Source organism: Microcoleus sp. CAWBG640 (assembly GCF_020883015.1).
Lineage (GTDB): Bacteria > Cyanobacteriota > Cyanobacteriia > Cyanobacteriales > Microcoleaceae > Microcoleus > Microcoleus anatoxicus.
In genome coordinates this window covers 78,761-93,625 of record NZ_JAHRFC010000015.1, presented here as the reverse complement: position 1 = coordinate 93,625, position 14,865 = coordinate 78,761, and the positions used below count along the sequence as shown (strand labels likewise).

5 protein-coding genes are annotated in these 14,865 nt (G+C 46.4%); 2 read left to right on the top strand and 3 right to left on the bottom strand.

The window, feature by feature from the left end; all coding sequences use genetic code 11:
• Positions 1-76 precede the first annotated feature (76 nt).
• On the bottom strand, positions 77-1,102 hold the full coding sequence (locus AAFP11_RS10560; protein ID WP_341737020.1) for a hemerythrin domain-containing protein: 1,026 nt from the start codon (positions 1,100-1,102) through the stop codon (positions 77-79).
• Positions 1,103-1,436: 334 nt separating this feature from the next.
• Between AAFP11_RS10560 and AAFP11_RS10555 the strand changes: the two genes are divergently transcribed.
• Both AAFP11_RS10555 and AAFP11_RS10550 read left to right on the top strand, forming a co-directional pair.
• A complete protein-coding gene (locus tag AAFP11_RS10555) occupies positions 1,437-2,702 on the top strand; it encodes a pitrilysin family protein (RefSeq protein ID WP_341737019.1) in 1,266 nt (421 codons plus the stop codon).
• A 64-nt stretch (positions 2,703-2,766) separates the two neighbouring features.
• Complete coding sequence (locus AAFP11_RS10550) at positions 2,767-4,035, top strand: pitrilysin family protein (RefSeq protein WP_341737018.1); 1,269 nt, start codon at positions 2,767-2,769, stop codon at positions 4,033-4,035.
• Positions 4,036-4,101: 66 nt separating this feature from the next.
• Here AAFP11_RS10550 and AAFP11_RS10545 read toward each other — a convergent pair whose 3' ends face one another.
• Both AAFP11_RS10545 and AAFP11_RS10540 read right to left on the bottom strand, forming a co-directional pair.
• Positions 4,102-4,968 carry an alpha-1,2-fucosyltransferase gene (locus tag AAFP11_RS10545; protein ID WP_341737017.1) on the bottom strand — a complete coding sequence of 289 codons (867 nt, stop codon included), beginning with the start codon at positions 4,966-4,968 and terminating at the stop codon, positions 4,102-4,104.
• Positions 4,969-5,126: 158 nt separating this feature from the next.
• Entirely contained in the window at positions 5,127-14,810 is a 9,684-nt protein-coding gene (locus AAFP11_RS10540; protein WP_341737016.1) for a DUF4347 domain-containing protein, read from the bottom strand.
• Positions 14,811-14,865 lie beyond the last annotated feature (55 nt).

Genomic DNA, 14,865 nt, shown 5'->3' with positions numbered 1-14,865 from the left:
ATTGCCGTGTCCCTACCGAAAATGATACTGTAGGGACACGGCATTGCCGTGTCCTCTATTATGTCTGAATGCTCAATTAGCCAGCCATTTCTTGCTGCAATGTGCTTTTAGCTGCTTTAAATTGAGTAGCCATTTGCTCCATTTCGGCTTCACTAAAGTGGTCGCGAATTTTAGAGAACATATCGCTTTCTTCTTGTTTTACGTGAGCCTTGACCCCTGCTTTTAGCTGGGCAATTTGAGCTTTGAATTCAGAAGTAGCATGGGGATTGAGAGCCTTAATTTGTGAGAGCATTTGCTTCATTTCGGCTTGCTCATTATATAGTTCTTGAGTGTCGCTGTAATAGCTGCGAACTGCTGGGTAAACAATTTGTTCTTCGGCTTCGGCGTGCACGCTTAAATCTTTGTACAACTGACCAAAGAATTCTTGCAGTTTTTGGGGATCTTCGGTTTTTTCGATTTCCATAAATATGGTATCGACTTTGCGGTGATCCATTGTGATGATTTCGATGATGTTCATTTCATCTTTGGTGCGGGTGACAGCACTACCGATGATGCCACTCATAGCAGCCATTCCATCTTGGACTCTAGCCCAAACGCCTTGGTCCGGGTCTTTTCCAGTTAGTTCGCGCACGCCCAAAACTTCTAGCATTCCTTTGAGTTGTTCTTGGTGAGCGCGGTTTTCAAAGTTGACTGTGTTGAGGGGGGTAATGGCAGCTTCGATATCGGCACCAACTACTTGGGCGGCTTTGTGAACTAAGAGTCCGGCCATTGTTTGTTTGTGTTTGAGGAGTTCGTGCTGACTTACTTTTTCAAACATGGTTAGTTCAGAACCTTTCATGAGTTTCTGAACTGCTTCAATCATTTCTGTGGTGGTTTCTTGTGGTTCAGATTGAATTCCATATTGAACGATCGTGGTTTCTAATACGCCCATGTTTTTGCGATCGTCCTCAAGCATATCCCGGAAGCGATCGCACAGTTCGGCATCGTTGCAGGATTTGATAAACATTTCTTCGTTAGCGATGAGCAACTTTTGCAGTGCTTTCATGTCTGCTAATTTCATGCCGATCGCTTGGCGTTTGGTGTCTTCAAGGGTAGCTACCATTGGTCTGTTCTCCTCTGAAATTCTGTCGTGTTCTTATTTTTAAAGGTATTGAAATATGCTGATAATTCCCTCTTTCTCCCGACTGATTCATTAATATCTCGCACAACCTATTGACTTTTAAACTAAAAAATGGTAGTAAATTAAGGCTCAAGGTAGTTTAAAAAAAGCAAAAATTACTTCCTGACAGACAACAGTCAACCCTTCGACTACGCTCAGGGCGGCGCAGTCAACTGACAACAGTCAACTGACAACAGTCAACTGAGTTTTGTATCAATGCACCCCGATCGCCCATCTGTAAAGCGCTAATATTAACTAAAGTTTAAGAATAATTAGCTTGTCTCAAATCCTGACTGCTTTAGATTTTCCAGCAAACGTCTGGAAGCTGAATAACGGGTTAACGGTCATTCACCAGCACCTGAAGGCTACACCTGTGGTCGCACTAGACGTGTGGGTAAAGGCGGGTGCAACGCTGGAGCCGGATTCGTGGTCGGGAATGGCTCACTTTTTAGAACATATGATATTTAAGGGGACTGACTCGATCGCCCCGGTCGAATTTGACCAAATAATCGAAAATCGTGGCGGTGTGACTAATGCAGCGACAAGTCACGACTACGCCCATTTTTATGTCACGGCGGCGGCAAGTTATTTAGCAGAAACTACTCAGCCACTAGCAGAATTGCTGCTGCGGGCTTCGATTCCAGATTCAGAATTCGATCGCGAGCGAGATGTGGTGCTAGAAGAAATCCGCCAAGCTCAAGATGATCCCGATTGGTTGGGTTTCCAAGCAATGATGGAAACAGTTTATCAGTGCCATCCCTACAGGCGATCGGTATTGGGCACAGAAGAGTTGCTGATGTCGCTAACACCCCACGAAATGCGCTGTTTCCATCGATCGCACTATCAACCAGAAAATATGACTGTGGTGATAGTTGGGGGAGTTGAGGAAGCACAGGCGATGGATTTGACTAGCAAAGCTTTCGGGGAGTTTTCCGACAGGTGGGAGTGTCCCAAGTTGGTAGCAGAAGCTGAACCGCCACTGGTAGAGATGCGCCGTCAGGAGCTCCACCTTCCTAGATTGGAACAAGCACGGCTGATGATGGCTTGGACTGGGCCGGGAGTAGCACAATTGGAAAGTGCTTGTGGCTTGGATTTGCTGTCGGTGTTGCTCGCTGACGGGCGATCGTCTCGTTTAGTCAGGGAACTGCGGGAAGAACTACAATTGGTACAGGCGATCGAGAGCTCTTTTTCCTTACAACGGGAATCGAGTTTATTTACGATAAGTGCTGTGTTGGCGGCGGAAGATGTCGAAAGGGTGGAAAGTGTGATTTGCGATCGACTTTGGCAATTGCAGTCTGAGCTGGTTTCTGAGGTAGAATTGCTTCGCTGTAAGCGTTTGCTGTGCAACGATTTTGCTTTCTCCATCGAAACCCCAGCCCAACTGGCTGGTCTTTATGGGTATTACAATACGATCGCCAAAGCTGAATTAGCGATGAGCTATCCAACCAAAATTCAAGGATTCGAGCCATTAGACATCCAGCGTTTAGCTCGACAATATCTTTCTCCCAAACACTATGCGGCCGTGGTGCTAAAACCAATTTAGTCATTAGTCAGTAGTCAGTAGTCATTAGTCATTAGTCAGTTTCCCAATTCCCACTAAATTAAAAATGAAAAATGAAATCCACCGCACAGTTTTAGACAACGGTATCGTTGTCTTGGCAGCAGAAAACCCAGCCGCAGATATTATTGCAGCTAGGATATTCCTACGGGCGGGTAGTCGCTGGGTACAGCCGGAACAAGCTGGATTGTGTCACTTGCTGTCGGCGGTAATGACTAAAGGAACCGATCGCCTGTCTTCCCTAGAAATTGCCGAACGTGTAGAATCGGTGGGAGCGAGGTTGGGTACGGATGCAACTTCCGACTATTTTTTGGTGAGTTTGAAGACCGTTTCAGCCGACTTTACGGATATTTTGGAGTTGGCGAGTGAATTGATGCGATCGCCCACTTTCCCGGAAGCAGAAGTGGAACTAGAACGTCGCATTGCTATATCAGCAATTCGATCGCAAAAAGAACAACCATTTTCCATCGCGTTTGAGCAACTGCGGCAGACGATGTATCAGGATCATCCCTATGCTTTCTCTACCTTGGGCACGGAAGATACCATGTCCAACCTGACTCGAACCGATCTCCAAAAGTTTCACAAAACCTATTTCCGCCCGGATAATGTAGTCATTTCGATCGCCGGCAGAATATCCACAGCAGATGCGATCGCCCTAGTCGATCGCATTTTTGGCGACTGGAAAGCGCCAGCAACACCGCTACCCACTTTAACCTTACCCCCCATCATCCCCCACCCGAAATCGGCGTTGAAGCCCCAAGAAACCCAGCAATCAGTGGTGATGTTGGGCTACCTTGCACCAGCAGTAAAAGATAGTGGCTACGCAGCGCTGAAATTGCTCAATAGTTATTTGGGAAATGGTTTGTCGAGTCGGTTGTTTGTGGAATTGAGGGAAAAGCGAGGTTTGGCTTACGATGTTTCCTCGATGTATGCGACGCGGTTAGATGCGGCACAGTTTGTGGTGTATATGGGTACGGCCCCGGAAAATACACAGACTGCTTTTGATGGATTGCGTACAGAAGTCGATCGACTAGCAAATACCCAACTTGATGACGAGGAATTGCAAGCTTGTAAGAACAAAATCCTCGGTCAATATGCTTTAGGAAAACAGACTAATTCCCAAATTGCTCAAGTGGTAGGCTGGTACGAAACCTTGGGATTGGGAATCAAATTTGACGAAGAATTCCAAGCAGAAATTGCCCAGGTGACAGCTTCAGAAGCGCGGGATGCTGCTAGGAAATTTTTCGTAGAACCCTATGTTTCTTTGGTAGGCCCGGAGGCTGCGATTAAAGAGTTTGGGCTGGTGGCGGTTTGTTGAGGAGGAAAAGTGCGATCGAACTTGTGAAAAGTTCGATCGATTCCATCCTGGGATAGACATTAGTATTTATTTTTGGAAACGAGTCAACAGCCTTTTGACAGTCGCGATGGGGTGTCTGACTCTCCAGACTTGAAAGTTATCTAAGATAGGATTAGTGCCTGGTAGCTTGACCCAATCATCGCAGAGAATACCTTCAACCGGGTTGGGCACCCCTGGGCGGCACCACGCTGTCGGAACTACTACTATTTTCTGTGGGTGCGGGTTCAACCAAGCACCCCACCAGGAAAAAGTGGAATTAGTAATCACATTAGCTCGACATAGGGTCATTAAATAAAGCTGCTGAGGAGCATTCAGGTTATCTACAAAGATCAATTCATGCTCTTTAATGTCACGCAAAAATTCTCTGGCTAAATCTGGACGATCGGAAAACACAAGAATCGAACCTTTGGGTTCGATCGCACTTAAGGAATTCTTGTAAAAAGAAAGCGGGTAAAGCGGGAAATATTCTCTGGTATTGCCGTAGTCGGTATCGAGGCGGAGCGAAAAGCTAACACAATCCTTTTGCAAAATGTCGCCATAGAGCTTTTTTACCTCAGTGACAATCTCGTTCTTGAAAGTGTACCACTCACGTACAAGTTGCTTGTCTGAGTAATATTTTTCAGATTGAAAGAAACCTTGCATTTCAGTGTGGTCTCCTATTGAAAGCGCTGCCGGTGTAAAGCCCGCTTCAGGATGAGGGTCGAAATAATGAACAATCCCGGCGGGTGCGCTAGCACGCTCACCTTCGTCCTTCAGGTTGAAGATATCATCACCATCCCACTTAGGGCAAAAAAATTGAGTTCCCAGACGTCGTGCTGTTGTTCTCAGGAATGCGTATTGAAATAATTGATTGCCCAGTCTTCCGTAGTTTCCTAACTTAGAGAAAGAAATCATGAGATATTACCTATGGTTTAAGACAGCTTCCAGCAGGCGTACACTTTAATATTGTATAGCAAATCGCCTTCATTGTCTGAGCGATTGCTATACAATATTAGCTGCAAATTTAGCGCAGGTTTGTATTAGTAGTAACTAATTTATGGCTAAATTCAATCTCAAATTAACCCGAAATTAACTGCACTGATACTGCTAGCAGAAACTCCACTAAGAGCCGCTAAAGTTTCGCCCGTTTGCGCAATGCGGATGAAAGTTGCACCGCTATTTTGGACAATAGCCAATTGCGAAAAACTCAGCCCGCTACCCAATACTAACAAGTCTTTACCAACTTCAAAATCATCAATGGTGTCAATACCTGAATTGGTAGATAGCAAGAATTTATCATTGCCAGCACCACCTGTCAAAGTATCACTTCCCAAGCCGCCAGTCAACAAATCATCACCCTTACCGCCTAGCAGAATATCATTGCCATCGCCACCATTCAAAATGTCAGCACCGCGATTGCCAAACAAGGCATCATCACCACTATTTCCGAGCAAAGTATCGCTACCTTTACCGCCGAAAAGACTGTCATTCCCAGCGCCACCGTCTAGGGAATCATTGCCCTTCATGCCCATCAACACATTATTGGCGCTGTCACCAGTCAGAGTATCATCGCCATTTGTACCGTTAATGGCATTCTGGGAATTGCTGCCCAAATCCGCATCGCCAGTGATAATAGGAGTCGCAATTCCCACAGGCAATATCACTGCTTGAAGTCGGCTATCTAAAGCAGCACCAGTATTGTCAGCAACCACCTGGGAAATTGTCTTAGTTCCCCCACCAATCGCTTTGAAGTCTTGAGTTGTTGGACCCAAAGCTACTTGTTGGACGCGGGCTACTGCTTGAGGAATTGATGTTCCTGCTGGGTTGGAAACAGCGGAATCAATGCGTTGATTTGCGGTTGCCATTACTGTCGCTGCTTGGGAGGTAATTGGGGTGATTTTTTGACTGTTGAAACTGGGGTCAATCTGCTGGATTTTCGCGGCTGCTTGCTGAATGATTGGTTCTAAAGCTGCTGCGTTGCTGAGGTTTAAGATTGTACCTGATTGAATTTGGTTCGTAATTGAACTGACAACAGCTTTGACAATATTGGTATTGGCTGCACTGGAAGCACCGTCAATCAAAGCGGTTGTTTGGGTGATGAAGTTTTGGACTTTCACCATTGCTGCTAAAACTTGGACTCCCCCTGGCTGGTTGTTGTTGGTAGCTAAGATTGGATCTAAGCTAGTCAGGTCAACTTCAGCGGGGAGGGAAAGGGCGGATTTTACTAAAGATTGGGCGGCTTCTGGTGCAATTCCTTTGTCGATTAAGTCGGCGACTAAGCTGGTGAGGAGGGTGACAACACTAGAATCTGGTGGTGCTGTGACTGGTGTTTCTAGCGGTAATCCGGTGGCGGTGTCAGTGCCTCCGATGGCTACTAAATTGCCTTCTGATGGGTCAATTTCTCCGTTTTTGTTGGTGTCGAATATCTCGAAGGGGATGTTGAGATTAAAGCTACCGTTGCTGTTAGTAATTGTGGATGGTTCGTTGGTGTCGAGGATGCCGTTTTTGTTAGCATCTAGGAAGACAGTAGCCCCGGAGATGTAGCCGTCAATAACCCAGCGGCCATCTTTTGTTGTTACCTTGAAAGTCTGTTCGCTACTGGCATTTTGAGAGTCTGTAGCTATTAACTTCACGTCGAAGGGTTCCGAACCGCTTGGGGGAGTTCCGGTGAATGTGATGGTGTTTTGGAAGGAGTCGGATTCAAGTCCGAGCCAATTAGTGTTTGGACTACTATTTGCTAAAGGACTGCCATCAGGTAGAGTTAACTTGTAAGAAATCAAGTCGCCATCCAGGTCGGTGTATACATCTTTGATGGCTTGGTTAAACTCTGTGTACTTCCCACCTAAATGAATCTGCTCTTCTGGCGGGCTGTTCTTAGTAATCTCCGTGGTACTCAAGTTATATTCGCCTGTAGCACCGCTACTGTAACTCGTGGATCGCACAAGGTAATTGATGGTTGGCTCCACTTTGAAGCTGAGTTGGGAGTTCAAACTTCCGCCAAAGTCATCGTTAAATTTGATTACCTCGTTAGTATCTGCATTAACCAGTTGCAGGTAGGTGTCAAAAGGCGCGTCGAGGTTGATTTTCACCTTCTCCCCCGGCCTTACTCCAACAAGGTTGTAGTCGTCTCGGTAGCTGCCTATACGAGCGGGGTTGTCGAGGTCACTGCTGTTTAGTGTCCCTCTCAATGTCTGGGGAACGCTTAGGTCGATGTTAGTGTTAATAAACCAGCGATCACTTCCGGGATAAGTTGTTACTAAGATTTTTTGTGAGCTAATGCCACCGAAACCGTCCGTAGCTATTAACTTCGCCTCGAAGGGTTGCGAACCGCTTGGGGGAGTTCCAGTGAATGTGATGGTGTTGTCCGAGTAGGATTGAAGTCCGAGCCAATTAGTTTTTGGGTCACTATTATATAAAGAACTGCCATCAGGTAGAGTTAACTGGTAGAAAATTGGGTCGCCGTCGAGGTCAGTGTATACATCTTTGATGGCTTGGTTAAACTCAAAGTACCTCTTCCCTAAGTCAATATTCTTTTCTGGCGGGTTATTGGGGACGATCAAAGAGTCTCCTGGGGCAAAGACCGAACCGGCCCAAGCAGTATCAATTGCTTGCACGCCCCAGTAATATGTCCCTCGGGGCAAGTCTTTGAGTTGCCAGCGGGTGTTTTGACTGACATTACCCAACCCAACAATTTGTCGAGTTCCGCTGTTTTCGGGAGTATCTAGAGACATCGGGGAAAGAATATCCTTGCCCCCTGGCGTCGTGCCAACTCGCAGGTTGTAGCTTAAACCGAGATCTGGAGTTTTATCGTCTTTCCCCCGGTTCCAGTTGAAGGTAACTTCTCCGCCAGAAACTGAAGATGATAGTTCTGTGGGTGCTGTCGGAGGAGTGTTGGCGATCGCAGTGTTGTTGCGGAAGACTTTGGTAAAGTAGTCGTTTTGGTCCAGATCAAAGCCTGTGCTGGATTTTGAATAACCCGTGAGCAGGATATCCAATTTGCCATCCTTATCGTAGTCTCCCCAAGCAACCTGAGAATCGAATATATTACCCCGACTAGGCTCTGCGCCACTATCGATTTGTATGCCACTGTCGGTAAAGCCATTGTCAGTGTTTTGATAGATTTTGGTAACGCTTGTTCCTGGACTTTGGGGGTTGTCCTGCTCCCAACCCGTGACCAAGATATCCAATTTGCCATTATTGTCGTAGTCTCCCCAAGCAGCTTTAGCGCTACTCAAACCAGGTATCTGTGCACCTATGTCTTCAAAGCTGGCTGACCCATTGGTACTGGTTTTGTTGCGGTAGACTTTGATGAAACGCTGTTCAGCAACAGAGCCTGCCAGCAAAATATCAAGTTTGCCGTCGTTGTCGTAGTCTCCCCAAGCCATATCAGAAACAGAAGCGTCAGAGAGAGGGAATCCTGAACCTAAACCAGGTAATGATACGGCAGTGTCTTTAAAAACGCCATCGCCCAAGTTGCGGTAGAGTTTGGCTTTTTGCCTTTGCTGCCCTGATTGAGTCTGTTGTGACTCCCTTACCTTGATCAGAACATCGAGTTTGCCATCATTGTCGTAATCTGCCCAAACCCCAGGACTGGTAGCACCAGCTATTTCGCTAGTACCAAATAGCGGTTCGCCAGTATCGAGACGTGCTTTGCTGTCTTTAAAGCGGTCTTGATACATAACAGGTTTTGTGTTGCGGTAGAGTGTGGTGGCGATCGGGTAGTCTGGGTATGAACCTTGTGTAGTGAGCAACAAATCGGGACGCCCGTCATTGTTGTAATCTGCCCAACTCGATCGAACAATTCCAGAGGACAGGTTGTTAGCCAAAACTGCGTCTAAGGTAAATTTCGCACCACCGTAGCGGTCATCACTGCTGCGGTAGATTTCGTAATTAAAAATGTTGTTGCCATTGTTAGCGATCGCAGATGTATCCAGCCACCCGTCATTGTTGTAATCTGCCCAGACTGGACCATAACCATCTCTTCGATACAATTCGCTAAAGCCATATTCGCTCAACTTTTGGCCGTTGTTGTCGTAGGTTCCGGTGTTGTCGTAGATGTACCTGTTTCCGAGGATATCTAGTTTGCCGTCATTGTTGTAGTCTCCCCAGATAGCTGAATCCAAACGAGATATCGGAACGTTCGTGTCGGTGAACAGTGAGTCAGCATCAAAAATTTGCAAGGTGGCAGAGCCTTGAGTGCCAATATTGGCTTGATCGCGCTCGGTGATCCGAAACTCGATTTTTTCTGTTCTCTCAGCTTGACGATCCGATAAGATGTCAATTGTGAAAGTTTGTTGTTCTTGGCCTCGGTTAAAGGTGATTTCACGAGAGGAATTGAGGGAAGAGTTCCAGTTCCAATCTGTTACCAAAGTCGCTGAACCAGTAAGAGGTTCGATGTACACCTTGGAAATTTTGTTTAGCTGGTTTGGATCTCCACTACGATTAAGAGTAATTTTTGCCTGAACGACTCCTGTGCGACTTTCATTGACTTTGTAAGTAGCTTGGGAAAAAGATACCGTGGGATCGCCAGGACCACCAAGAATCTGCTCATTAGAGCTCAGTATTCCGGGCATCCTGAATATGTTTGGCCTTGGTATCGGTGTCGGAGTCGGAGTAACTGATGTTGTCGGCGTCGGAGTCGGAGTGACGGATGTCGTCGGTGTCGGAGTCGGAGTGACGGATGTCGTCGGTGTCGGAGTCGGAGTGACGGATGTCGTCGGTGTCGGAGTCGGAGTGACTGATGTTGTCGGTGTCGGTGTCGGAGTGACTGATGTTGTCGGTGTTGGTGTCGGAGTGACTGATGTTGTCGGCGTCGGAGTGACTGATGTCGTCGGTGTTGGAGTCGGCGTGACTGATGTTGTCGGTGTCGGAGTCGGAGTAACTGATGTTGTCGGAGTCGGAGTAACTGATGTCGTCGGTGTCGGAGTAACTGATGTCGTCGGTGTCGGAGTCGGCGTGACAGATGTCGTCGGAGTCGGTGTCGGTGTCGGTGTGGGTGTTGGTGTTGGAGTCGGCGCTACGTCGTTATCTGCGATCGCCACTGTCACCGCAGGAACCACCACCGCATTATACTTAGTATCAGTGCTACTTACACCGTGAGTAATAGTGCCACTGTGCGGCCCATCCACGACCGCATTATCAAAAGCTTTCACCGTAACAGTTTGAGATACATTCCAATTATTCGGAGTGAAAGTGATAGGGGCGATCGCCTGAAGCTGATTATCTGTTGTGAGATTGATAGTTACAGGGGCGATCGGCTGCGACGTTAACTCGATCGCATAACTGCCATTCGCCCCACCTTCTGTAGCCGTTGTTTCGGTAACACTAACAGAAACACCAGCCCTATCATTGTCCTGATTTGTAATACCAACATCCGCTACATCTTTGTTATTGTAATTCGGGTCTGTACTAACAGCAGCCCCCGTAATAACTTTGTAGTCAATATCCCCGTCAGCGATACTATCATTAACCCCAGTTACTGTCACTGGTTGCGCTGTATCCCAGTTAGCCGGAGTGAAAGTCAAACTATTAGTCGAAACAGTTCCTTCCGCCACATTAGAACTATTCAAACCAATAGTCACATTAGCCGTTGGTTTAGTATTCAAAACCACAGCAAAATTTGCCTTAGTACCATCTTCACCAGTAGTCAACCCCGCCGTCGGATTGACAGTAATTCCCGGAGTTTCATTGTCGCTATTGGTGACGGTGACATCCAAGGGATTCAGATTATTGTAATTAGCATCAGTGCTGACAGCAGCCGCCGTCACAATTTTGTAAACTACATTGCCATCAGTCAGCAAATCGTCAACACCAGTCACCGTGATGGTTTGTAGTTGATTCCAGTTAGCTGGAGTGAAAGTTAAGCTATTAGTCCCAACAGTTCCTTCAGCTAGATTGTCACTACTCAAACCGATGGTAACGTTAGCAGTTGGTTGAGACTTGAGTTTGACTGTGAAATTAGCTTTACCACCTACTTCACTGGTAGTCAATGCTGTTGGGTTAATCGTAATTCCCGGAGTATCATTGTCAGTATTAGTGACAGTGAGAACCAAGGGATTTAGATTCTTGTAATTAGCGTCGGTGGTGACAGCAGCCGCTGTCACAATTTTGTAAACTATATTGCCATCAGCTACAAAATCGTCCACACCAGTCACGGTTACTGTTTGCTCTTGCTTCCAGTTAGTCGGAGTGAAAGTTAAGCTTGTCGGCGCAACAGTTCCTTCCGCCACATTAGAACTACTCAAACCGATGGTAACGTTAGCAGTTGGTTGAGAATTTAGTTTGACTGTGAAATTAGCTTTGCCGCCAATTTCACTGGTAGTTAACCCCGTCGTACTCTGGGTAATACTAATAATTCCCGGAGAGTCATTGTCAGTGTTGGTGACAGTAACATCATCAGGATTCAGGCTATTGTAATTAGCATCAGCACTAGCAGCAGCCGCCGTCACAATTTTGTAAACTGCATTCCCATCAGCTACAAAATCGTCCACCCCAGTCACCGTTACTGTTTTCTCTAGGTTCCAGTTAGCCGGAGTGAAAGTTAAGCTATTAGTCCCAATAGTTCCTTCAGCTACATTGTCACTACTCAAACCGATGGTAACGTCAGCAGTTGGTTGAGTGTTAAGTTTGACTGTGAAATCTGCCTTGCCGCCTGCTTCGGTAGTTGATAATGTTTTGGGATTGACAGTGATGCCAGCAGTGTCATCATTAGTTACGGTTGTTGTCGCCACAGCCGTAGTAATTGTGGGGGTAGAATCTAATGCAGAGGGATTTGACAGCGTAACATTAACGGTTTCATTGGGTTCGACCGCCACATCGCCCAACACATCCAGAGTAATGGTTTTCGATGTCTCGCCCGCTGCAAAATTAATCGTACCAGTCGCGCCAGTTGCACCGGATGTGCCGCCAATATTGTTGTAATCGCTAACGTTTGTAGCAGTACCCGCGATCGCATAATCTATTTTGCTTGCAAACTCAGTGGAACCGCTGCGAGTAACAGTAAATGTGACTCCTGTTTTGCCGGAATTGCCTTCAGTAACCGTTGCAGTACCAGCACTAATCGCGTAGTCGATCGGATTGAGCAGAATTGTGACTTTACTAGCACCCGATCCGATGCGATCAAAAGGCCCAGAAATCACCCTGTTAAACCCGGCGTAAATCTCCGAATTGACAGGCCCAGTAGCATCAGCTTGACCGTTGAGGGCGTAAAGATACGGCGAATTCAAGCTATTTTTTAGTCCGCTTTTGTTATCCCACGCAAATTGTTCGTTGCTGACTTCTAACTCGATGCGGGAACCATTACTCACAAAGTTAGGCACATTTCCTGGGGGAAGTTCTCCGCCAGGGGGTGTATTGTAGTCATTGCCGAAAACTGCCATACTGCCGTTCACGATCTGCATCTCGGCATCGCGACTTTGATTGCTTGCATCCCCTCCATAGCCGTCGTTTGATTGGGAGTCGCCGAGATTTACCGTCCATCCTGATGGAGTTTTGTCGTATTCAATGATAAATTTCGCTTTCTTGATGTTGCCGTCAAAATTGATTTTGGCGACCGCTTCTAACCAACTATCTGCGTTGGAGTCGGCCGGGGTATTTACTAAAGAAATAAACGGGTTGGGCTGACCAGTAATTGCGCCTGTTTTGAGGTCAATTTTGTAAGGACTCAGGGTTGAAGGTTGATCGTTGGCGGCAATAGTTAGTGTGGTTTGTTTGGTTGTACCTGCAACGCCTCCGGTAATTGTGCCAAAGTTGAGAATTGCGGTTTCGGCGTTTTCAGGGAGATTGTCGGGTTTGATAGTAACTGCAACATTTTTGGTGAGTGCCGCACCTGTTGCACCTGCGGGGAATGTAACAGTTGTAGGTGAAAAGGTGTAGTCTGAATTTTGGGTGGCTGTGCTACTGGGATTGATAACAATTGGTACAACTACATCACCCAAGGGAGTGCCGCCGCTGATGGTGACGGGAATATTAATTACTGTGTCGCTGCTTCCTTCTGTAGCGCTGTAAGTTGCAGCACCGAAATTGACTGTATTTGGTGTATTTAGCAGAATGGAAACAGTGTTATAACTGTTGTTCGATACTGCCAAATCGGGTAGAGCATCGTTGTTAAAATCGTTTACTGTTACCCTACCAGGGTTTGTCCCTGTTAATGCAAAGTCGATGGGCTGACCAAAACCTCCTGTGCCATTTCCCAGTAAAATTGATAGGTTTGTAGAATTAGAGTTTGATACCGCTAAATCTAGTTTATTGTCACCGTTTAAATCAAATGCTGCGACAGAATTAGCACCTAATCCAGCATTAAAGTTAGTGGCATTAGTAAAACCGCCTGTACCATTTCCTAACAAAATAGATACGTTGTTAGAACCGTTGTTGGCTGTTGCTAGGTCTGGGTTGCCATCTACATTAAAGTCGGCCACAATAATGGAATTGGGAGCTTGTCCCGTACCAAAGTTAGTGGCGGCACCAAAACCGCCAGTGCCATTTCCGAAAAGGATAGAGATATTATTAGAAAGACTGTTCCCCACTGCTAAGTCGGGAAAGTTATCAGTGTTAAAGTTGCCAACAGCAACCGAAGCCGGAATTCCTCCGACATTAAAATTAGTAGCAGCGCTAAAACCACCAGTGCCATTTCCCAATAAAATTGAAACACTGCCAGTACCTTGAGGATTAGCGTTTACCACTGCTAAATCGGGGAAGGTATCGGGATTAAAGTTACCACTGGCGATAGATATGGGAGTGTTCCCTACGTTGAAGTTTGTAGGCGTACCAAAGCCACCAGTACCGTTTCCCGGCCTAATTGAGACAGTGCCAGAGAAGACTGGATTTGCTATTGCTAAGTCTAATATGTTGTCGGAGTTAAAGTTACCAAGTTTCGTCGGGACTCCGGCAAAGCTGATGGGCTGTTTAAAACTGCCATTCCCGTCGGCTAAGAAAACTCCGCCACCTATAACTAAGTCGAAGATGCCGTCACCGTTGTAGTCTACGGAGGGAACGAAGGGATCTAGTGCCATCGGAAAATTAGTCGCAGCACTGAAACTGGAGAGAACATGATTGTAAGTTGCGATCGCATCTTCCCGAAATACTAACGATGTTTTGATTTCTCCGGTTCTGGTTTCCAGTTCCCAGTCCCCACCTTTTGTCCCGCTTCCCGTGAGGTTTTTGGAGGCGGCAACGTTGGTATTTGTGAGTTGGGCAATGCGCTGGATGAAGGTGAAACCGTCTAGATATAAATCTAAATCTACATTTAAATTTCTCGCTTGTTCCCCGGTTCCGCCGGGGGTTGAAACCCCCGTCTCATAGCACAAGTCATCTAAAGATGACTGAATAAATGAATTTTTCCCAGTCGGTTTCAACCGACTTTCGCTATGAGACGGGGAATTAATTCCCCGGCGGACTCTCGGATAAACGCGAGGCCCAGATGCCACATTGCAACCGTAAATCAGAATATCCGCACTGTCTGTAAAAGCACTCCGCCACTGCTGCAATTGTTCCGAATAAGCTGACAAATTATCTGCATTCAAGCTACCATTACCCACTTGCAAACTACCGGGAGCACCGTGAGAAACTATATGAATGCTGTCAATATTGGTACGACAAGCTAAGATTTGAGTAATTTGGTCGATCGCATCTTTCTGCCCATCCAAAACGACTACTTCCGTACCCGGCTTTACTCCGGCAATCAAACTTTGATAATTTGGTACTCTTGTGTCGATAAAGGCGATCGCACTTAGGGAAACTTTACTATTTAAATTTGGCATAATACACCTGACTGGGGGTAAAAAAAAAGACAACAATTCCCCGATTTCGCGACTT

Excerpts from the sequence above, each read along its gene's own strand:
- AAFP11_RS10560 (WP_341737020.1), bottom strand. The coding sequence starts at position 1,102 with ATGGTAGCTACCCTTGAAGACACCAAACGCCAAGCGATCGGCATGAAA.
- AAFP11_RS10550 (WP_341737018.1), top strand. The coding sequence starts at position 2,767 with ATGAAAAATGAAATCCACCGCACAGTTTTAGACAACGGTATCGTTGTC.
- AAFP11_RS10545 (WP_341737017.1), bottom strand. The coding sequence starts at position 4,968 with ATGATTTCTTTCTCTAAGTTAGGAAACTACGGAAGACTGGGCAATCAA.
- AAFP11_RS10540 (WP_341737016.1), bottom strand. The coding sequence starts at position 14,810 with ATGCCAAATTTAAATAGTAAAGTTTCCCTAAGTGCGATCGCCTTTATC.